The organism is Nostoc sp. FACHB-110 (genome assembly GCF_014697425.1).
Taxonomy (GTDB): domain Bacteria; phylum Cyanobacteriota; class Cyanobacteriia; order Cyanobacteriales; family Nostocaceae; genus Nostoc_B.
The window spans coordinates 194,751-216,633 of record NZ_JACJRU010000007.1; the positions used below are offsets into that span (position 1 = coordinate 194,751).

The 21,883-nt window shown below is 39.2% G+C and carries 19 protein-coding genes and 2 pseudogenes; 14 read left to right on the forward strand and 7 right to left on the reverse strand.

Annotated features, from left to right (window positions below):
- Positions 1-76: 76 nt before the first annotated feature.
- Together H6G69_RS09920 and H6G69_RS09925 are read right to left on the reverse strand one after the other, a co-directional pair.
- Positions 77-934 (reverse strand): Uma2 family endonuclease, encoded by an 858-nt coding sequence (locus tag H6G69_RS09920; RefSeq protein ID WP_190685295.1) that lies wholly within the window; start codon positions 932-934, stop codon positions 77-79.
- 39 nt (positions 935-973) lie between these two features.
- Positions 974-1,387 (reverse strand): thiol-disulfide oxidoreductase DCC family protein, encoded by a 414-nt coding sequence (locus H6G69_RS09925; protein WP_190685297.1) that lies wholly within the window; start codon positions 1,385-1,387, stop codon positions 974-976.
- A gap of 73 nt (positions 1,388-1,460) precedes the next feature.
- On the opposite strand from H6G69_RS09925, the gene H6G69_RS09930 reads away from it, so the two are divergent.
- From H6G69_RS09930 to H6G69_RS09945, 4 genes are all read left to right on the forward strand, one after another.
- Complete coding sequence (locus tag H6G69_RS09930) at positions 1,461-2,375, forward strand: helix-turn-helix domain-containing protein (RefSeq protein WP_397326907.1); 915 nt, start codon at positions 1,461-1,463, stop codon at positions 2,373-2,375.
- Positions 2,376-2,485: 110 nt separating this feature from the next.
- Complete coding sequence (locus tag H6G69_RS09935; protein WP_190685300.1) at positions 2,486-3,538, forward strand: aldo/keto reductase; 1,053 nt, start codon at positions 2,486-2,488, stop codon at positions 3,536-3,538.
- Between the two features lie 130 nt (positions 3,539-3,668).
- Complete coding sequence (gene dps, locus H6G69_RS09940; protein ID WP_190685303.1) at positions 3,669-4,235, forward strand: DNA starvation/stationary phase protection protein Dps; 567 nt, start codon at positions 3,669-3,671, stop codon at positions 4,233-4,235.
- A 375-nt stretch (positions 4,236-4,610) separates the two neighbouring features.
- Positions 4,611-5,327 carry a pirin family protein gene (locus tag H6G69_RS09945; protein ID WP_190685306.1) on the forward strand — a complete coding sequence of 239 codons (717 nt, stop codon included), beginning with the start codon at positions 4,611-4,613 and terminating at the stop codon, positions 5,325-5,327.
- A 255-nt stretch (positions 5,328-5,582) separates the two neighbouring features.
- On the opposite strand, the gene H6G69_RS09950 is transcribed toward H6G69_RS09945, so the two are convergent.
- Positions 5,583-6,368: a cupin domain-containing protein gene (locus H6G69_RS09950; protein WP_190685308.1), complete on the reverse strand. Its 786-nt coding sequence runs from the start codon at positions 6,366-6,368 to the stop codon at positions 5,583-5,585.
- 1,018 nt (positions 6,369-7,386) lie between these two features.
- Between H6G69_RS09950 and H6G69_RS09955 the strand changes: the two genes are divergently transcribed.
- From H6G69_RS09955 to H6G69_RS34350, 3 genes are all read left to right on the forward strand, one after another.
- Positions 7,387-9,099 carry a bifunctional diguanylate cyclase/phosphodiesterase gene (locus H6G69_RS09955; protein ID WP_190685311.1) on the forward strand — a complete coding sequence of 571 codons (1,713 nt, stop codon included), beginning with the start codon at positions 7,387-7,389 and terminating at the stop codon, positions 9,097-9,099.
- A 512-nt stretch (positions 9,100-9,611) separates the two neighbouring features.
- Positions 9,612-10,145, forward strand: a complete 534-nt coding sequence (locus H6G69_RS09960; protein ID WP_199335871.1) for a hypothetical protein — start codon at positions 9,612-9,614, stop codon at positions 10,143-10,145.
- Positions 10,142-10,264, forward strand: a complete 123-nt coding sequence (locus tag H6G69_RS34350) for a hypothetical protein (RefSeq protein WP_277883369.1) — start codon at positions 10,142-10,144, stop codon at positions 10,262-10,264. The genes H6G69_RS09960 and H6G69_RS34350 overlap by 4 nt, the downstream gene beginning before the upstream one ends.
- A gap of 87 nt (positions 10,265-10,351) precedes the next feature.
- Here the strand turns inward: H6G69_RS34350 and H6G69_RS09965 are convergent, their stop codons facing one another.
- The 3 genes and pseudogenes from H6G69_RS09965 to H6G69_RS09975 all read right to left on the reverse strand — a co-directional run bounded on the left by H6G69_RS09965 (position 10,352) and on the right by H6G69_RS09975 (position 14,191).
- Positions 10,352-11,809, reverse strand: coding sequence for a S8 family peptidase (locus H6G69_RS09965; protein ID WP_190685314.1), 1,458 nt, complete (start codon positions 11,807-11,809; stop codon positions 10,352-10,354).
- A 448-nt stretch (positions 11,810-12,257) separates the two neighbouring features.
- Positions 12,258-12,890, reverse strand: a pseudogene (locus tag H6G69_RS09970) (RloB family protein).
- Positions 12,875-14,191: an ATP/GTP-binding protein gene (locus tag H6G69_RS09975; RefSeq protein ID WP_190685317.1), complete on the reverse strand. Its 1,317-nt coding sequence runs from the start codon at positions 14,189-14,191 to the stop codon at positions 12,875-12,877. Before H6G69_RS09975 ends, H6G69_RS09970 begins: the two are co-directional and overlap by 16 nt.
- Before the next feature lie 228 nt (positions 14,192-14,419).
- Between H6G69_RS09975 and H6G69_RS09980 the strand changes: the two genes are divergently transcribed.
- The 6 genes from H6G69_RS09980 (at position 14,420) to H6G69_RS34770 (ending at position 20,005) form a co-directional block, all read left to right on the forward strand.
- Positions 14,420-16,333 carry a GTPase family protein gene (locus H6G69_RS09980; protein ID WP_190685320.1) on the forward strand — a complete coding sequence of 638 codons (1,914 nt, stop codon included), beginning with the start codon at positions 14,420-14,422 and terminating at the stop codon, positions 16,331-16,333.
- 229 nt (positions 16,334-16,562) lie between these two features.
- Complete coding sequence (locus H6G69_RS09985; protein ID WP_190685324.1) at positions 16,563-16,814, forward strand: type II toxin-antitoxin system ParD family antitoxin; 252 nt, start codon at positions 16,563-16,565, stop codon at positions 16,812-16,814.
- A 527-nt stretch (positions 16,815-17,341) separates the two neighbouring features.
- A complete protein-coding gene (locus tag H6G69_RS09990; protein WP_190685372.1) occupies positions 17,342-18,115 on the forward strand; it encodes a GTP-binding protein in 774 nt (257 codons plus the stop codon).
- Positions 18,112-18,921 carry a metallophosphoesterase gene (locus H6G69_RS09995; protein WP_190685327.1) on the forward strand — a complete coding sequence of 270 codons (810 nt, stop codon included), beginning with the start codon at positions 18,112-18,114 and terminating at the stop codon, positions 18,919-18,921. Before H6G69_RS09990 ends, H6G69_RS09995 begins: the two co-directional genes overlap by 4 nt.
- A 46-nt stretch (positions 18,922-18,967) precedes the next feature.
- Positions 18,968-19,732 carry a metallophosphatase gene (locus H6G69_RS10000; protein ID WP_190685330.1) on the forward strand — a complete coding sequence of 255 codons (765 nt, stop codon included), beginning with the start codon at positions 18,968-18,970 and terminating at the stop codon, positions 19,730-19,732.
- An 84-nt stretch (positions 19,733-19,816) separates the two neighbouring features.
- Positions 19,817-20,005: a metal ABC transporter solute-binding protein, Zn/Mn family gene (locus H6G69_RS34770; protein ID WP_397326910.1), complete on the forward strand. Its 189-nt coding sequence runs from the start codon at positions 19,817-19,819 to the stop codon at positions 20,003-20,005.
- A 2-nt stretch (positions 20,006-20,007) separates the two neighbouring features.
- Here the strand turns inward: H6G69_RS34770 and H6G69_RS10005 are convergent.
- A pseudogene (locus tag H6G69_RS10005) lies at positions 20,008-20,304 on the reverse strand (alkaline phosphatase D family protein); the annotation flags it as partial.
- A gap of 509 nt (positions 20,305-20,813) precedes the next feature.
- Between H6G69_RS10005 and H6G69_RS34355 the strand changes: the two are divergent.
- Positions 20,814-21,883, forward strand: a 1,070-nt coding sequence (locus tag H6G69_RS34355; RefSeq protein ID WP_190685333.1) for a calcium-binding protein, incomplete at its 3' end; no start/stop codon positions are given.

The window sequence follows — 21,883 nt, forward strand, 5'->3', positions numbered from 1 at the left end:
ATAAGGTACATTTTTCTAGCCTAAATGCCTCTTCCCTTAAAAGGTGTACTACACACAAATGAAAAACGCTGTATGACTAAGCATCAGGATCTTCGCCTAATTCTCGTAAGCGGGCGGCTAACCGTTCAGCGCGTGCTTGGGCGGCTTGGGCTTGTGCCTGTGCAGCCTCAGCTTGTGCCTGTGCAGCTTCAGCTTGTGCCTGTGCAGCTTCAGCTTGTGCCTGTGCAGTTTCAGCTTGTGCCTGTGCAGCCTCAGCCTGGGCTTGGGCGGCTTCTTCTGGTAGAGGGACAAGATTACCATCAGTATCATAAAACCGCAGCCAAATGGCTGTTTCTCTGTCTACTGTGCCTTCCCAAGTTCCCAGCCATAAGCCTAAACGCTGACACCATAGCCAGCCGCGTTCATTTGCTGTTAGGGGCTGATAATTTTGATTGGCATCTAAATGCCAGCCTTGTAAGGAATTTGGGTCAAAGGGGTCATAGACAAAGTAATCTGGGGTGCGGAAGGTTTGTTGATAAATTTCTTTTTTGGTCACTTTATCAACCCGCGCCGTAGATGGTGACATTAATTCGACAATGACATCTGGGTAACGGCCGTTTTCTTCCCAAACGACCCAACCTTGTCTGGGGATAGTGCCATCAACATTGAGTACAGCGAAAAAATCAGGGCCACGAAAATCATTGTTACGTGCTTGGGTACTGCTGTAGTAGATGAACATATTGCCACCTGTGTAAAAGTCATTTCGGTCAGCCCAAGCTTGCTGTAATGACCGAATTAAGACATTCATGGCAATACGGTGACGATTTGACTCCAAAGGTTCTCCATCATCAAATATTAAATCTGTGGGTGGCATGGGGGGTTGCCAGTCCGCAATATCATCTACAATATCAGTCGTTTGGGATGTGATTTCTAAATCTGGCTTACTTATTGTCATACCAACCCCTAAAGTAGACTGTCAAAACTTGTGTATATACTAATCATGACCAACTTTGCAGCCACCATCCACGCAGTATGTTGATTGATAGGTAGTATCACGTTTGCCAAACAGAGTATAACGATTGTCGCGGATTTGTTCGTAAAACCTATCGCCTGCCCACTTCATCCCCGGTATAGCGCGGTAAGCATCCACAAATAAACTGCCCAGTGGTAATAACTTGCCAATTTCTTCGGCTGCATCACTCCCTTGCCAACGTCGTTCAGGGGCATTCGCATCAATTAATATCATTCCTTGTTGACAATCTTGCGATGTGATGTTCCACTGAGCTAGTGTCTGCTCATCTTGCATAGAAGCGTAAAGAAACATCCTACCTTGGTCTAATGTTTCTAAAAATTTTACTAAAGTAACGCAGAGATTACAATTTCCGTCGTATATTACATAGTAACTCATTGAAATAGCACCTCTTTTTGTATTACGGTTTAAGTATAGCGTTACACATCAATTATTTATCTCTGCGGTGAGAATGATGCTGGAAGAGAAAATCTTAAATCTTGATTTTACTCAAGAAGATGCTTGTGCAGAAGTTCTGCCGCGATCGCATATCAAATCTAGTTACCATGCTAAATGGGATAGCGTTCGTTTAGATATCCATCAACAACCTGCTCATGAAACTCCCGAACATTCACCACAACAACACATCATCTCGGTTAATTTAGATAATCATGTGATCAGAGCAGAACGAATTTTAGACGGTCACTTTCAAAAAGAAGATATCGTCAATGGTGATGTAGCAATTATTCCGGCTCATAGCCATCATATTTGTCGTTGGACATCTGAAACTCAATTTTTACTTCTGACTTTAGAACCTGCTTTTTTAAATCGGATTATATTAGAATCTGTTGATTTACAAGGTGTGGAATTAAAACCCCATTTTGCTTCACCTGAACCATTAATTCAGCAAATTGCTCTAGCACTTAAATCTGAATTAGAATCTGATGGTGTAGGCAGTCAAATGTATATTGAGTCGTTAAAAACTACACTCTGTATTCACCTACTGAAAAATCACTCGGTAGCCAGCGACAAAGTTTTGCTATTCTCTAATCAAAAAGGTCTTTCTCCCAGAAAGTTGCGCCAAGTAATTTCATATATCCAAGACAATCTAGAACAAGATTTGACATTATCTGAGATTGCCACCGTCGTAGGTATGAGTATGTATCATTTCTCCCGCCTATTTAAACAATCTACTGGTTTTGCACCACATCAATATGTGATGAATTGCCGTATTGCTAAGGCGAAAAAGCTCTTGATTGGCAGCGAAAAAACTATTGAACAAATATCTGAGCAAGTTGGCTTTCAAAGTCAAAGTCATTTTACCAATGTCTTTCGCAAATTCATGGGTATCACACCCAAGCTATATCGAGAACAGGTGAAAATCTGATGGAGTGGGGAAAGGAGAATAGCAAGATTTAAATATATTCAGCAATAAATCGCAAAGACAGAAATAGCCAGCTCTCGGTAAACTCAAGTCAACCAGTGGAAAAGTCATCTATGAGATACAAACTCTTGGGCAAAAGCGGGTTAAGAGTCTCGGAACTCTGCTTGGGAACTATGACCTTTGGTGAAGACTGGGGTTGGGGTGCTTCTGTGGATGAAAGCCGGAAAATTTTTGATACTTTTGCAGAAGCAGGCGGAAATTTTATTGACACCGCCAATGGTTACACCGATGGTAGCAGTGAAAAAATTGTTGGTGATTTCATCGCCAAAGACAGGGAACGCTTTGTTGTGGCCACTAAATATTCTTTTCCCCTACGTATGGGAGAGAAAAAGGGCGATCCTAATGCTAGTGGCAACCATCGCAAAAATTTGATTCAGTCTTTAGAAGGGAGCTTAAAAAGGCTAAATACAGATTATGTAGATTTATTTTGGTTACACGCGTGGGATTTCACAACTCCGATTGAGGAGGTGATGCGATCGCTTGATGATGTGGTGCGTCAAGGTAAAGTTTTATATATCGGTATCTCTGATGCAGCTGCGTGGATTGTTTCTCAAGCTAATACTATCGCCCAATATCAAGGTTGGACGCAGTTTGTAGCTTTACAGATTGAATATAACTTGATTCAACGCACACCAGAAAGAGATTTAATTCCGATGGCAAAAGCTTTTGACTTAGCCATCACTCCCTGGTCGCCGTTAGCGTCTGGCGTACTTACGGGTAAATACAACCAGCCTTTACAACCAGGAGAAGAACAAGGTAGATTGACAAAACCAGGAACGGGTAATGTTTCAGAACGTAGTTTAGCAATAGCAGAAGTTGTGATTCAAGTCGCTGCTGAAATTGGTCGTTCTCCTTCGCAAGTAGCATTAGCTTGGTTACGCGCCCAAAGCGGTGTAATTATTCCCATTGTCGGCGCACGCAAACTCAGCCAATTTCAAGATAATTTAGCTTGTTTAGATATCGCCTTGTCACCAGAACATTTACAAAAACTGCATGAAGTCAGCCAAATTGAACTTGGTTTTCCCCATGACTTTTTACAAGGTGATGTGGTGCGCGATCGCTTATTTGGTGGCACATATAACACTATCGACAATCATCATCTGTGAATTACGGAGAATATCGCCGAATGATTGAGATATTAATTCATTAACATCTAAAAACCATCTATCTTCAGGAAGTTTCGCATCCTAAACAACTTTTTGTAGACTCATAGTGTCGATCACAAGAGAAAACATCATGAGCGACAATAAGCAGACATCTAGACTCTATCCAACTCGCATCGATATTCCCGCAGAAGCACGTTCTCAACTCGTTGTTATTCTCAATCAAACATTGGCAGCCACTTTGGATCTCAAAACCCAAACCAAACAGGCCCACTGGAACGTTAAAGGGACTGACTTCTATCAATTGCATGAATTGTTTGATGAGATTGCTGGCGAATTAGAAGAATATGTAGATATGGTTGCTGAACGTGTCACCGCTTTAGGTGGTTATGCTTTCGGAACCGCCAGACTTGCTGCAAGTAATTCCATCCTACCTGAATATCCTCTCGATATTTTAGATGGTAAAGCCCATGTCGGAGCATTGGTAGACCGCTTTGCACCTTACGCCAAACACATCAGAGAAGCGATCGCTAAAACTGATGACTTAGGTGATGCAGATACAGCTGACCTTTATACCGAAATTTCTCGCACCATTGACAAGCGTCTCTGGTTCTTAGAAGCTCATCTACAAATAGATGAAATTAAAGCCGAAAATGGCAGTGCAGCTAGTCAAACTAAAACACCTGCTACTGTGAAATAAATACTTGAAAACTTCATAGTATCTTTTTGGTAAGTACGCCACTTTTTAGTGCGTACTTTTCATTTTATAGGTAAATATTCTAATATTTAAATAAGCAGAAATAAAGGGAAGAGTATCAAAATATCTCTTGTCATTTGTAGTTTATTATCTTTTCAACATGAAGCAATAAACCTAGTTTGATAGGTGTTTGTTGAGTATAACTTTAGTGATTATACAGGTAAGCAGATTTGTAGGAGTAATTAAGCTTCACTCCAGAGATTTTCATTGATGAGAATTAGGAATCTAAATTCATTTGCTGGTTAAATGTCAGCATATGGCTGTCCCTAAACAGATGAATTTGAGAATTTGCTCAATCTATATCTAGCGAGGTAATTTATGTCTCAAAATACAATTAACTATCTAGTTCACGACAGAAATCACAGAGGTCGTAGCCAAACAGGTTGGCTAGATAGCTACCACACATTTTCCTTTGGTCACTTTTACGATCCGAATCGGATGGGATTCCGTTCTTTGAGGGTAATTAATGACGATCGCATCGCTCCTGGTGCAGGTTTTCCTACCCACGGACATCGAGATATGGAAATTCTCACCTATGTGTTATCTGGTGCGGTTGAGCATAAAGATAGTTTGGGTACAGGTTCAGTGATTCGTCCTGGCGATGCACAAATTATGAGTGCAGGTACAGGAATTATGCACAGCGAGTTTAATCCTTCGCCAACTGAACCACTACACTTACTGCAAATTTGGATTTTACCTGATGAGCAAGGCTTGACTCCCAGATATGAACAAAAGGCGTTTCCTCTAGAAGACAAGCTAGGTAAGTTACGTTTAATAGCGGCTAAAGATGGACGTGATGGTGCGGTGACAATTCACCAAGACGTTGATTTATACGTTGCTGTTTTAGAAAGTGGTGATGTAGTCAATTATCACGTTAAACGCGATCGCTATGCTTGGTTACAAATAGCTCAAGGCATAGCAACTTTGAACGGAGAAGAACTCAGAGCAGGCGATGGCGTAGAAATCAGCGGCGAAGAACAACTAGAAATTACCACCGAAATTGGTGCAGAAATTCTGCTGTTTGATTTAGGCTAATCGCCAGAAACCCGACTTTTTCACAAAGTCGGGTTTCTGATAACTGTGGAATTCCCTTAATGCTTTTCTTTTGAGTACTGAATCCCTGATTGTCTTGTATAGATTGGCGTAAATAAACAGACCATCGGAACTTGCTAAAAGGCTTGTTGTATGACTATTTTTTCTTTTTACTTTTGCCTCTTGCGAGTTCGCCACTGAGGGAGTCGGGAAACCCGCCCAACGCAGTGGCTCACTTTTTACTTTTGTCTTGTTGTACTAGTTATTTAGCTGATAAAGTATTTTATCTTCTCTAATTTGTTCATCAGGAAACTGAAAATCTTCCCCAACAATAAATCTTTGAGTATTATCACTAGGATAAGTTTTAACATAAATCAGACAACCATTTTTGGAAGCAGGACTGTAAGGACAATGAGGTGAATAACGTACCCAACTATAAGCTGGGTAATCCCCCAATTCATCACTCCACGTCCCTTCAATTACAAAGATTTCTTTGACTTCATTCTCAACCACATTAGATAATGCAGTACCAGGCTGCCACTGTTCAATCCAAACTTTTTCTGGATAATCCATTTGCTCATAGAGAAGTTTGACTTTAATCTCCGGGATAATTCCAGCTTGCCAAGGCAATTCAAAAATATTTACTCTTACTTGCCGACGAGTTTTTCCGCCATGTTGGCGTAACTTAACAAAAGTGAGGCATCCTTCATCACTATAGGGACGGTGAATAAAACCCTCTGGGTTGAGCAGATAAGTTCCTGGCGGATGCACACCAGTTTCGTCTTGAAAATTACCTTGAAGTACTAAAATTTCTTCTCCACCAGGATGACCATGTAGACCAAAAAAACCACCTGGCTCAAATTTTGTCAGCATTGTTACTGGATGACTTTGGACATCCTGATCAGACTCAAAACAACCAAACAGAATCCCGGTATGAAGTGTTTTATACCAAGTTAACGAATTGGATAAAACTGCGGCACGGCTGAACGAGTCATGGTTGATTTTTTGGGGTTGCCACAGACTTAAAGAAGAAGAAGATTTCATAGTCAGCTTTGATTTTATTTGTAGTTAAGAGTGCAGATTTGAGAGCATCTAAATTGAGATTGTTATCTCAAGTAAAGTTAGATTTTTTAGACCTTTGAGTGATGCCTTATTTATCTGCTTAATTAACAGTCACATCAATTTAATTAATTACTTTAAAGCGATCAATTTGCTTTATGATTCCGTAAAAATACTGAATAAGAAGTAACTTTATATTAACTTTTTATAAAATTTTTATGGCTTCGCGGACTGACTAATTGACAGAAAAGCCAAAATAACACCTAGATTTTGCAATGATATTTGAGCGATGCCTGCTGCGGTCTGCGCCTACTCCAGCATCTTTGCCTTTCAGAGGTTGTTTTAAAAGTCTAATTTATTACTTGTCTTAGCGATTAGAAATCGCGCGCCATTGAGGGAGTCGGGGAACCCGCCCAACGCAATGGCTTGGCTACACAGACAAAACCCCTGACGCTCCTGCGTCGCTAAAGCTACGCTAACGGGTTCGCCAGTCGCCTGCGGAGGGAAACCCTACCAAGAGCGCTGGTCTCACCACCTGCGTGGGTTCAAAACCATTGATTTTCATTAGTCCGTGCAGGTGGTCACTGAGCTTGTCGAAGTGCGGACTTTGTTTGTGTAGTAGCAAATTATATTCGCCCAAAACTTTTAAAACATCCTCTCAACTCGTGCCTCCGTTAAGTTGGCATTACTTATCAGTAATATTGATATTTTTAATGATGTAATTTCATCTCAATTCAAGCATAAAATCCTGGATAAGAAATAAATTTATCTAATTTTTATATCTTACTAAGTAATTTTCTTTAAAAGAATTTAAATAATTAACTACTTGCTAAATTCAGCTTCATAGAATCTATAGATAAAGAATTATCAAGACGATAGATAGTTTGGGAAGCATAAATATGTAGGACACAACCATCATAATTGGGGTTGGCATCTGCATAGCAAATCGTACTGATATCAAATTAGTAACTCATTAGCCAAGTACTCAAATCTCCCAAAATCTATGAAGCTAAATCACAATCTTTATCTATACTCTTCTCTTGCTAAATTTAAACTTCTCAATAAAAGTTATACTGCAAAAATTATGTCAGTAGCTTTCTTAGGAACTCACGTACCGTTGCTAACATTGCTATTTTGTTTCGTGACATCTAACTCTTATTCTTGGGATATGGCGTTGCGAGTGTTGCTCATTGCTTTACTCGCTACCCTAGCAGGTACGGCGGCAACTCTTTATGCACTGCGTTATCTTCTAGCTCCGGTAATTTTGACATCGGCAGCATTGCAAGATTATTTATATAAACAACAATTACCTCAACTACCTACAGAATTTGCTGATGAAGCAGGTACTTTAATGGCTGACACTGCACAAACTCTGTATAGATTAGATGAGTTAATTCATCAAATTACTAACTATGACAATTTGACTGGATTACCCAATCGAGATTTGTTTTGCGATCGCCTTTATGAGATGGTATCTCAATCTCAAAATCAACAGCAACTTGTAGCCATACTCTTACTAGGTATTGATGATTTTACAGGTCTAAGTCATGGTTTAGAACATGAGAAAACTAATTTACTATTAAGGGCAGTTGCTCAACGTTTAACCAACTGTGTAGCGCAAACAGATACTTTAGCACGTCTAAACCAAAATGAATTTGCGATCGCTCATATTGATATCTTTTCATTTGAGAGCGTCATTAAATTATCACAGTTATTATCTAGTAACTTATCTAAACCTTACTTTGTAGATGGTCAGCAGATTCACATTACTGTCAGTATTGGAATCACTGTTGATCATTTAAGCGATCGTCAGAATGTAGACCAACTCTTGCAACAAGCTCACATAGCACTATATCAAGCCAAGCAGCAAGGACGTAGCCAATATCAGTTTTATTCACCAGAAATTAACGCCCAACTGCAAGAGCGATTAACCCTAGAAAACGAACTTCGTGGAGTGCTTGAACGCGGCGAGATGATTGTATATTACCAACCACTGATTGATTTACACACCAGGCAAATTACAGCAATGGAAGCACTGGTGCGTTGGCAACATCCTACACGCGGTTTGGTGTCTCCCGCTAAATTTATTCCCATCGCAGAAGACAACGGTTTAATTGTACCGATTGGAGAATGGGTACTACGAACTGCTTGCGCTCAAAATCGTGCTTGGCAACTTGCCGGACTACCACCAATTCGCATCTCAGTTAACCTTTCAGCACGACAATTTGAAGCCGCAAACTTAGTAGATGTGGTCAGACAGACTCTCAAAGAAACAGAATTGCCAGTTTCTTATTTAGAATTAGAAGTGACGGAAAGCTTTTTGATGGGTGATATTCAACGCTCAATTCACACCCTACAAGAGTTACGCGAATTAGGTGTATGCCTGGCACTAGATGACTTCGGTACTGGCTACTCTTCTTTGAATTACTTGAAGCGTTTTCCTATAAATATGCTCAAAATTGATCGGTCATTTGTACAAGATGTCACTTCTAATCCTGATAGTGCGGCGGTAACTGATGCCATTATTGCTTTAGCTAAAAGCCTTCAGTTAAAAATCACCGCCGAAGGAGTAGAAACACAAGAACAGCTTGAGTATCTACAAAAGCGCGGTTGTCAAGAAGGTCAAGGATATTATTTTGGGTTTCCTGCGCCAGCAGCCAAAATTACTGACTTACTCAAACAAAATGCTTCACCAATCAAAGAAGTAGCTGTCTAAAGCAGATGACAGGTGCTATTGTTTCTGCAGACTGATTTAATTGAAGCCACTGCATTTAGGTATGGTTTCAATCTAAAATCCAAAATTGATGCACCTGTCACCTGCTATTTTGCCAGCAGATCATGTCACTGGATTTGATTTTATTGTGAAACTTGATTGTCAAAAGATTCAATTAACTACTCAGCCAGAAAATGTAGTTTTCTTAGGAAAGTAAGCTAAATTTTGAGGAATTTGAGAAAGCGATCACTGTTTTTCAAAACATAAAATTTTAATTTTATTTTTTATATTGTATAGTTAAGCAGAAAAGTAGGTTGGGTGGAGCGATAGCGTAACCCAACAAAGTATGGTCAGATGTTGGACTGAGAAACGAAACCCAAGCGTATTGACATGAATATAGTATTAAGTAATAGTACTAGTAAATATTTGAAGATTGTAGATTAAACTGGTTCTTTAGATATAGTTGTTTTATATATAAGTAATTTTTTTAGTGCTGAAATTAATAGCAAATTACTATGCCATACCTGAAAGCTAAACATTTAACAAACAATAGTAACACATTTAATGAAATATCTGATAAAAATAATCGTAAGCTAATATATGCAGCCGAAAAATTACGCTTTCAGTCAGAGCTTGATTTAGAAGATTATATTGAAGAAAGCTTTGAGCAAATATTTCCTGAGCTAAACTTAATTAAACGTCAATTTTGCATTAAAATGCAACGATGCGATTTATTATGTTGTCATAAAATTTCTAAACAACCAGTAATTATAGAGTTAAAAAATGAAGAAGATAGAGGTATAGTTTCTCAATTAATTCGTTACCGAAAAGCTATTCTGATAGAGCAACCTTTTAAGGATAAAATTGATTACTCTTTACCTGTAAAATTAATAGCGATCGCGCCCATATTTCATGAGGATAATTATTCGGATTATCATTTAATCGACATGGTATGTCAATCTGGACTCAAGCTAATCTATATCTATGTCAAGCCTCACAAGGTTCTATCAATACATTTCACTTGTTCATGTATTTACTTAAAGGCATGAAGCCACCTATTGATGAAGATACTTATGAATGGTGGAAAATATATGAGAAGCAAACCCCCAATCATTTAGGCTGGTATGTTGATTTAGCTATAAATACTTGGGATTTTAGAATTAAATAATGCCAAGTTATCACTATCATTAATTTAACTATAGCCGATCGCACCTGTAATTTGAAATTGTGCGATCGCTATTAACTCTGATTGTACTTAACTTTTCTCATTACCCAACCCCAACAATCGGCGATATTCTTCTAGCTGCTTTTGTAATCCTTGTAATTGATCTAAAAATTTGCCAAAATCGTTATTATTATTGCCATTATTACCGTTATTACCATTATTCGGTGGATTTTCTTCATTTGTGGTGTTGTAATTTCTAACCCCTAGACTGTCATCGTAATATCGCAATTGTGTCCAGCTTCCTGTATTTTTAGTAGTGCTGTGGCTAGGAAGTTGTGATGGTGTATTAACTTGAGTATCGCTAGATGTAATATTGCTACTTTGGGTGGTATGTGATGTTTTAAGAGAGAATATTGGTGTGTCAGACATCGCTTGCTGTATAAATGAAGTGACATTAACAGAGCTAGTCTTGGCTGTTGATGTGTCACCTTCTGCCGTTTCTGTAATAATCTGACGCACTTGAGCAGGAGTTAAACTACGGTTAGCACTTAACATCAAAGCAACTACGCCAGCAACATGAGGAGTTGCCATCGATGTACCACTATAAGTAGCATATTGATTATTTGGCACTGTCGAGTAAACACTAACTCCTGGAGCCGTCACATAAGCCAGTTGATTTGAGCCAGAACGATTTGAGAAGTCTGCTAAATTTTTGTTTTTATCTACTGCTCCAACCGCAATTCCTGTATTTTTAGCATAGCGAGCCGGGTAGTCTGGTTGAGAAGCACCATCATTACCAGCAGCCATCACCACAACTACGCCTTTGCTGTTGGCATATTCAATAGCATTTTGAAGAGTGCTGTTAGAAAAACTACCACCCAGACTTAGGTTAATAATATTAGCTCCATTATTGACAGCATAATAAATACCACTAGCTATAGCACTGTAAGAACCAGAACCAGAGTCATTTAAAACCTTCACTGGCATAATTTTGGCATCGTAAGCAATGCCAGTTACACCATAGTTATTGTTTTGTCCTGCAATGGTTCCAGAAACATGAGTACCATGCCCATTTTTATCTAGAGTGTTGTTGTTATTGTTAGCAAAATTCCAACCTTGGACATCATCAATATAGCCATTACCATCATCATCTATACCATTACCAGCAATTTCTTTAGTATTAGTCCAAATATTATTTTTGAGATCCTCGTGGTTGTAATCAACTCCAGTATCAACAACAGCAACAACTACACCTTTACCTGTATATCCTTTAGACCATGCTTCTGGTGCTTTTACCATATCAGCACCCCAATTATTACCGCCTAAATTCGCCACATCAGCAAAGGTACTTTTACCAGCTGCTTTAGCCACAGCCGCCGCAGCATTAACTAAACCATAGCCATTCGTTGAACTATAGCTTTTAGTGCTGACTGAAGAAATGCTTAAGCCATATTCATTTTGTGTCTGAAAAATATCTGATGAGGAGATAGTTTGATAATTTAGCCCGTTATGAGAAAGTAACTGTTTACTAGTATCAGTAATGGGCATAAGTATTTCTCCTCAATACAACTCATAAGTCATTATTGTTGGCAGCATTAACTGTCAAAACCTTTGCTATCTGGTTTTGTAGAGTAAATTTGCTCTCCTAGCTAATAATTACTATGAAATTCAAGGGCAAAATGCTGCTTTTTTTACAAAAAAAGATTCCAGATAATTTAATAATTTTTAGCCGGAAATAGCCCTAAAAAAGACTTAGAAAGTATTTGAAAAAATTTACCTTGTTCCAAACAGTCCGAAAAACGCAGATAAAAATGATAGTTTGTTGATATTTATCAGTTTCTCGGCGATAGAAACACTCCCAGAATAATGCTCATACTATTCAGCAAAAATTGATACATTCCCATTAATAAATCAGCATTACGAAGCTTTTACACAATTTATCTGTCGCAATTATGATTTACTAAAATTGATAATTTTTATACCAAGCTTAAGGTTATTAAATATTCTCTAAACTTAATAAACTGCTAATTAGTTTAGGCAACCCGCTACAGCAAGGATTTGAATGTTCATCTAATTCATTCGCTTCTATCTGTTTAGCAATTTTATTTGCACGCTGAATTGCTTTTTCGGTAAACGGTTTTAAGGGGTCTGGATAAAGACACATTGATTTATCGTAATTTTTTATGTGCTTTCCGAGAAACTTGATTAGTTTATCACGAGTAACTTGAGCTAAATTGTCTTGAAAATGAAGTAAATACCACAGTTCAAAACAGGGGTTTGTAATTGCTAAATTAATCTTTTGACTTTTAGCTCTAGCAATTGCGCTATTCCACTGATCTCGACTTTTTTCAATATGTTAATCGCCATCAAAAACTGCCCAAGCATGATCATCTTTAGCCCACTCTTGATTATCTTTCATCTGCCGACGTTCTTCAATCAGCCTTTCAATTATGCTACGTGGGTCAGTTTTGCTTTGATGATGCAATACAATAATTTTTAAGGTTGGTAATTTTAAATCATTGCGAATGCTCTCGAAATATATTGGTTCTGTTTTACTTCCTTCACAACCAATCAGTATTTTCTGAGCAACTTTTTTGGTAGGTGGACGACGATTTAACTGTCTTGGCACTGCTCATCACCCTGCAAAATCATTTCTTCACTAGATGGCAGAAAGGGAACTGCCCCAAAGCGCCCGTCTAAATAAGCTTTATCAATTGCCAAATCATTTCTAACATTAAAATCAGTCAAAGGATATAATTCAGTGCTGTGATCTGGGCGTTTTTGTGTAAACCAAATTTGGTCACGTCGTAATAAATTATTTCTTTGTAAAGTATTATCATGGCTTGTAAAAATCAGTTGTGCATTTTTAGGGTTAGTTTTTGGATTTTGGAATATTTTAATAATATTTTGTATAATATTTGGATGAATATTAGTACCTAATTCGTCTACAATTACTAATCCACCTAATTCTAAATGTACTACTATTCGAGACGCTAAACTAAGTAATCTTTGGGTTCCCAAAGATTCCTCCTCAAATGACCAATTAACTGTTTTACCATCAGAATTTTCATGTATAGCAAATATGTTAAAGTCAAAATATTCCTCAGATTTCTTTTCAAATTTAATATCAGACAATCCTGTATCAAAGTTTTTTACAATTTCTAATGTGTTTTTGAAGATTTTTTTAGATGTTTCAACATCAGTATCTTGGCTCGCCGCAATAAAAGCAAGAGCAAGCTTTTCGCTTCCTAAATGAATACCAGGCCAACGGCTTCTTAACCATTGTAGAAAAGTTTCAATTTTATCTACTTCTAATTTGACTAATGTACTTATAAATAACTCATTTTCTCGAATACTCTTCTGAAGTTGATTGTGAGGACCAGAAAAATCATCACCAGTTTTCCAGATAAATTTTTTACTAACTTCATCCCATTGTCGAGAGAACAAACGACGAGTACGCTTAGTTTTTGATATAGAATAATCTAATTTTTCTATAACTACGTGTTTTTGGTTAAGTACTAGAGAATAAGTATAAATAGCATTATCAAATACAGTTCTTAGCTCAAATTTCGTTGGGTTATTTTCCGAAACATTATCTAATTTAAAAGGGTCTAATTTTGCGTATTTAAATTTTTTTTGAATTATGGCTGTTTCATGTATACCACTTGTCATCATGAGCAATAAATAATCCAGAGCTTGAATAACATTGCTCTTGCCTGATGCGTTGGCTCCAAAAATTGCTAAGACAGGTAATATATCAATATCCCAGCCTTCAATATGATACCCAGGTGTGATTTCATGGTCTAACTTCACTCGCTTGCGTTTGCTGTTTTGACTTTTCTGACGGGTACTTTGTTTTTGAGCAACTGCACTTAGCGTTACAGGCTCTTTAATTGAACGATAATTTTCAACAGTGAAGTCTACGAGCATAATTGAATGCGTCTCAAGCAATTTTTTGTGACTTATTCACGTAAATCCTATCCTAAAGGTGAATAAATCTCCACTGCGGCGATAATTGTTCATAGTTAACAGTAACCATAGTGCATTATCCTTAGTGGAATTTCACACTTTGAGATACCCAATAATATAGAGCTTGTAAAAACAGTGTTAGAGCGAAAATAGCATTATACGAACTGTAATCAAGGCAGGTATGGGGAAATGGTGCGCTTAAAACCGTGGCAGTTGGTTATCTTAGCAACACCGATCGCAGCTATTATAATTTTCTTACTGGTTGCCGCAGGCTTACAAATCAACGCCTGGGGAATTAACTGGATTTGGGCGGTGTTTACTGTTGTGTTTGTTATTTGGCGGTGGTTGCTGGTGAAATGGACACAGCCAGAAATTGCCCAAGTGGAAGCAGCATTAGCAGGATTTAAAGAAGAACTCGAATCGGTTGTAGATATCACTACTTCAACGGCGGGAAGTGATGCGACACAAAAAGCAGAAGCCGCACTCCAAAAAATCTTAGAAGCATCAATAAACGATCGCCCATTTTGGGAAGATTGGCAAACTTTTTGGCAACGCTGTCAAGATTTGGTAGTTGCTGTGGCAAATATCTACCATCCCCAAGTGCAGTATCCCCTCCTGAATATATATATCCCGCAAGCTTACGGACTGATTCGGGGAACAGTGGATGATTTAGACCAGTGGATGCAGAGATTATCACCTGCTTTAAATCAAGCGACAGTCGGGCAAGCTTATCAAGCTTATGAAGTCTACCGCAAGCTAGAACCATCGGCACGTAAACTTTTGCGAGCATGGGGTTGGGCGCAATGGTTATTAAATCCTGTGGCGGCGGTGGCGAATCGTGCAACTAAGGGTTATAGTAACCGGGCTAATCAGCAATTATTGGTTAATTTAGGTCAATTGTTGCGCGAAGCTGCCTTGAGAAACCTATGTAAGCAAGCGATCGCACTTTATGGAGGTATCACCCTATCAAATACAACAGCAGTTATTTCTGAGCCAAGCATACCGCAAACGAAAACCCAAACGCTGCGAGATATCCTCGCCCAAGCTGAACCAGTCGAAGCAGTTGAACAAAAACCAATCAATATTTTACTCATAGGGCGAACAGGCGCAGGCAAAAGCAGTCTCATCAATACTTTATTTCAAGCTGATCTAGCAGAAGTAGATGTGTTACCTAGTACTGACGAAATTCAAAATTACCACTGGCAAACTCAAAGTGGCGAAAGCCTCACCCTTTGGGATACACCGGGTTACGAACAAGTCAAGCGCGGGGAACTCCGCCAACTGGTACTAGATTATGCGACTAACGCAGATTTGTTATTGCTGGTAACACCCGCCCTTGACCCAGCTTTGCAAATGGATGTGGACTTTTTAGCAGATATGAAAACCGAAGTTGCAGATTTACCTGCGATCGCAGTTGTCACCCAAGTAGATAAATTACGCCCAATCCGCGAATGGCAACCGCCATACAATTGGGAATGGGGGGATAAGCCCAAGGAAATTTCTATCCGCGAAGCTACCCAGTACCGCGCCGAAAAGTTAGGAGAATTTTCTAATTTAGTTATACCTGTGGTGATGAGCGATCGCAAAATAAATCGCACCGCTTGGAATATAGACACCTTATCATTAGGATTGATTGAGGCGATCGCACCAGCCAAGCAACTGCGACTAGCTCGGTTTTTGCGTGACTTAGACTCGCGCACCGTCGCCGCCGCCAAAATTATCGACCGCTATACCTTCCAGATGGCGACAACTCAAGGGCTAACCTCACTATTAAAAAGTCCTGTGCTTCAGTTTATTTCTACTATGTCCACAGGTTCTCCCACCTTGGCATATTTATTAGCAGAACAAATTCCTGTAGAACAGTTACCAATTGTCATTGGAAAGCTTCAAATCGCTTATGAGCTATTTTCATTATTAAAAACAGACGATTCTAACAAAATTAACTTTGATTTAATATCACTTTGGCCATTATTGTTAGAAAATTCTGCTACACCTGATCGCAATGCTTGGGCATTTGGTCACACCCTTGTAGAATATTGGACTCAAAATTTGGCAGTAGAACAATTACGAGAGCGATTTGAATATTATTTACAGCAAGTTTAGTAAGTCGAAGAAGGGAGTCGGGTGTAGGGGTTGGGAGTAGGGCTAGAATCTCCCACTGATTAAGACCACCAAATCACAGATTTGGTCAGGGATTGAACCCTTATTGCTTTTGTATTGAAGAGGGCAGTTTGTACAAAAATAGAACTTTCTCTTTCCCCCTACACCCCACATCCTGCACCCTACACCCTATTTTGTTCAGTGGTCAATCATTAGATTTGAGCTATCAATAATGAACACGAAATTTAACCGAAAACACGAAACTTTTATTCAGGAAAAACTCACTAGTGGCAGATATCACACTATTGAGGAAATAATTGTTGAAGCATTAGAACTATTGGAAGAACATGATAAAAAATATGAACAGTGGTTACAAGCCGCCCGCGAAAATCATAATGTTTCGATTGCCGAATTAGAAAGAATCGACAACAAATTCTTAATAGCACAACTCGAAAGAAAACTACGTCAAGCGCTGGAATCTTAGAGTTTGATTATTGCGTATATCTTCAATGTCTATCAGCTTACTTTTGTCTGCTTCTTCATACAGTAAGTGTTGCTAATTCTTGTAAACAAGCTTTCAGGTGTTCTTGTGTATCCTGGTTGATGCTTCCTGATTCATACTTGTTTTTCTTCTTCTAAAATTTGTATCCAGCGTTTTTCATCCCAATGAGGTAGATTCAGTAGAACGAAAACTGTTTCGTGAAGACAGGGTGTAGGGTGTAGGTGACAAATACGCGCTGTTGTGGTGTGATTAGAGGCTAATTAGGTCAATCATGACTTTTTGATGATGAGAGCTTGAATTTACCCACGCTAATTAACTGTTCTTCCCCTACACCCCACACCCGACACCCTGCCTAAACCGATAACTTTATGATCTACTGAAATTCATCTAGCCTCTATTGACTTTTACTGCCCTCAACCGAAAAATGCTGTATCTTCCAAAAGTGGATGCTCCGGCAATTTTTCTGCTACTATATTCCAAATTATATAAAAATGATTATCATTATATTTATGTCTGTACCAAACATTATTGTCGTTGCAGGTTCGTCTGGGGCTGGAAAAACTACCTGGGTTTGTCAACAAATGCGAGATATTGCAAATGTTGACAAAATAATTTATTACAGCCCTGGTACTGGGACTGTTCCCGTTGACCAAACCCGCATAGCTTCTGAATTTCCTGATGTACAGGTCTTTAGCGATATTCAACAAGTCGAATTTCTCAACCAAATACCTAAAGCAGATGCAGTTTACATTGAGTGGGGATTTTATCTGGAGTTGGGATCTGTAGCACAATTATTAGATAATCTGACTTACCGTACCTTAGCAGTGATACCATCCGACCTCAAAGACTCGGAATATTACGCTTGGGCAAACGAGATTGTACGCGGCGCACCAACCCAAACCAGCACTGTTGAAAGTTTATGGCGGGCGGCAAGTAACGGTCAAGTAATTGATGAAAACAGTTTAGAGGAATTTTGGTACGAAATCACCCACGGTGCTTACGGTATTGTCACCCGCGCCAAAGGCATTTTTGATGTGAACGATGGTAGGTCACTTTACTGTGATTTTGTCGCTGGTGTTCCCCAAACAGATTTTCTGGAATTAGACTTACCACGCTATTTAGAAGGTAGACCTCAGCGTTTCAGTGGGCTAGAAGTGGTGGGACAAAACTTAGATGAAGCAGCTTTAAGGCAAACATTATCAGATTGCTGTTTATCTGATACTGCGATTTTGCAATACCAACAACAAGTAAAAGAGATTTTATTAGAGGGGGAAAAAGTGTGAAAATAGCCGTCCTTTCATGTATTCATGGTAATTACGAAGCTTTAGACACTGTATTGCTAGATATTGACCAGCAATCATGCGAAAAAATCTTTTGTGTTGGCGATTTAGTAGGATATGGGCCGCATCCCAATGCAGTCATTAGCCAAATTCGTTCTTTAGATATTCCCACCTGCATCGGCTGTTGGGATGAAGATGTTGTGGAAGGTTTGAATGCCTGCGATTGTAGTTATCCCTCGTTATTGGCAGAAAAAAGAGGACTACAGGCTCACGAGTGGACTAATAAGGAAATATACCCAGAAAACCGGGAATTTCTAGCCCAATTACCCTACAGTCTTAAAGAGGGAAATTTAGCTTTTGTTCACGGTAGTCCTCATAGTAACCATGAATATCTGTTACCTGAACTAGATGCTTTTGTCGCACTAGAGCGCGTACTTTCCACAGATGCGGATGTGCTTTTTTGTGGTCATACTCATGTACCTTATGCTCGGACTCTTGATGCTAGTCAGCTACAAGTTCACGTTGTTAGGGGAGAAAAAGTAGAGGAAATTAACTTTATATCTCCTCTCAAACGAATTGTGAATGTCGGTTCAGTGGGAGAACCCCGACATGGACGACCAAATGCTACTTATGTAATTTACGACACAGATACTCAAGACATCAAACTGCGCGAAGTACCCTACGATTATCAAAAAACCTGTGCCGCAATTATCGATAAGGGTTTACCTGCTATTTTTGCTTGGCGTTTAGCGCGTGGGATGGAATATGCAGAACGAGCAGATGATCCAACTCATGTTTGCACTAGGTAATTTCTCTATTTTATTTTTCTTTTGGGTTTCTCTGCGTTAAAAAAATATGAATAAATGGGCAATTTTAAGTGGAATTGAAAGTAACCTACCAGCTTATGAAGCTGTCATGGCGGATATTAAACGTCAAGGTAATAACGTAGAAGCTTTGTATATTTTAGGTGATTTGGTAGGGCCAAGACCAGAAACCGAAAAGTTAATAGAACGGGTGCTAAATCCACATCGGGGTGAATTAGAACCTTTAATTTGTAAAGGATGGTGGGAAGAACAGTGTTTGATTTTGCATGGTCTGGGGCCGACTGGGGATGCTCCTGAACTCATGGCAAAATATGGTGGTGATACAGTAAAACTACTATGGGATAGTGTTTCTCGAAAGACTGTACAATGGTTGCGATCGCTCGATTTTGGTTTTTTTGAATTGGATTGTTTATTAATCCACGGCTCAACGGTAGGTGTAGACGACGAACTGACTCCAGAAACTTCACCAATTCAAATGCTTGATAGACTCTCAAGGATGCAAGCAAATAACTTGTTCTGCGGTCGTTCTGGTTTAACTTTTCAGTATCAGTTGCAAACTGGTTCCATCACGAGTGCATTAACTACCCTCTCTCACCAAGCATCTGTTCAAACTGTCACTGTTACACCGCGTCAAGTAATTGGAGTGGGTAATGTGGGACGTACACCAGGACAAGCAACTTATACTCTCTACAACCCTAGCACCAATCAAGTAGACTTCAAAACTGTGTATTACGGCAATAGTAAGGGATTTCAAAACCAACGCAGGGGACAAAATCAAAATTTCGCATCTAAGTAGCGCGGCGTAAATATTTGTAGCTGGGAAAAGGCTGCTATGCTGGAGGTGAGACAGCGCGCTTACGTAAAGACATAATCCAAGGATATTCAGAAACAGGGTGTACCAACAATTTTTACAGAGACAACGATTAACTCGAAACTCATACAGGCAGTAGCAAAAGAGGCAAAAATAAAGTTTTCAGACCGAGAATTGTTTGCTGATGGGTTGGGGGAAAAAGGAACAGAGGGGTTAGGTTTATTCTCAACTAGTTACTTATATGTCAGGGTGCGTTAAACATATACCTGATAAGCGATCGCGCGTCTTTGTAAAAAGATAACTGGGTCTTGGTCTGGTTCTGTATCAATTTCGGAGATGTCATTTGCGTAGTTGTTTTCTACTTCGTGGTCATCCCAAGTTAAAATCCAAGGAAACTTTGCATGAGCTTCTTGCAAATTTGCATCTAATTTGTAGAGAGCATGGCGGTTACGATAATCGTCTAAAGTAAAAATCTCTGAACTATTGTGTGGTCTGACAGCAGTAGCACTAATTCCTCCTTCGTAGATGTAATCACCCACATGGACTACTAAATCTAGTAGTGGCGATCGCTTTTTGGTGGGGAAATTGACTGGCCATCGCCAACCCTGTAAAGGCTCCAGCACCTATAATGACGTTACGTCGCTTAATTCTGTGTTGTAGCAACTGCTCAAAATTCCAGTTATTTGACATCGTTAACCCTGCACTAAAAAGTAAACTAAAAGGGCAACAAATTGAACACTCAACTTTCAGTATTAATAAGTAGGCTCTAAAAATATAGCCAGATGAAATCGGCTATTTGTTACCAAATATTGTTTGTGTTTTAGTGTTGAATGTGGTTTTGCCTGCTATACCTTAATAGCGAGAAATTAACTTTTGACAAAGAAATAGTTAATAGCAACTTAATAGTTATATTAGATGCGATCGCTCACAAATGAAACATCTTTTTACGGACTTTTTATTTGAATATTTGAAAATACTTAAGTAGTAACTGTAAACTATTTAAAACCATGTGCTTCTTACTGGTAAACCTCTAAACACACTGTTTTTTGCACAGGAGCAAAATTTCATGGCTTATATTCCTGGTTCCAACCAAGATGACAACATCAAAGGTACTTCTGGAGACGACATTATTGAAACCTTTGCTGGAGACGATTTAGTTAATGTTACTATCCGCTATGATCAGCTTGTCCTCAATGGTGTAATCTACGATATACCCATTATCTTACCTGGTGATGATGGGGGCGGAAATGATATCATCCGGGGCGGTATTGGTAGTGATTACCTGTCCGGTGGTACAGGTAATGATAGCGTTAATGGTGATGCTGGTAATGATATCCTTTGGGGTGGTCTTGGCAATGATACCCTTAATGGTGGCGATGGAGACGATATTATTAACGGCCATTATGAATATTATGTTTATAATTTTGATGGTCAAGATTACCTTGGTTCTTTCCTAGTTCGTGATGATGACCCTGGTAATGATACTATCAATGGCGGTACTGGTAATGACATTATCTATGCAGGTAATGGTAGAGAGGATATTGATGGTGGTGCAGGCTCGGACACTCTATATCTAAATACCACCGCATATACAACTAATTTAACTATCTTGTTCACCAACGCTGCTAATCCCGGCACTGTATCCAATGGAACACAATTTAGAGGTATAGAAAACATCTCTGTTACTACAGGCATTGGTAGTGACACCATCAATCTCTCAGCTTTTACTACTGGCACTTCAGTTAACAGTGGTGCTGGTAACGACATAATTACCGGAGGTGTAGGAGATGACAACCTCAATGGTGAAGCCGGGAACGATACCATCAACGGTGGCGCAGGGAATGACTATCTCTCTGGCGGTGCAGGTAATGACAGCCTCAATGGTGGCACAGGGGATGATAGACTCTACGGTGATCAAGGGGTGGACACTATCAATGGTGGTGATGGTGATGACAGTATCTATGTTGTTAACAGCGTAGATCAAGTGGACGGTGGTACAGGATTTGACTTTTTGGATATTGATACCACCTCCATCACCAGCAACGTCACCATCTTGTACACCAGTGCTAGCACTGGCGGCACAATTTCGGATGGCATCACCACCAGAACCATTAAAAATATCGAAGATGCCAGAAT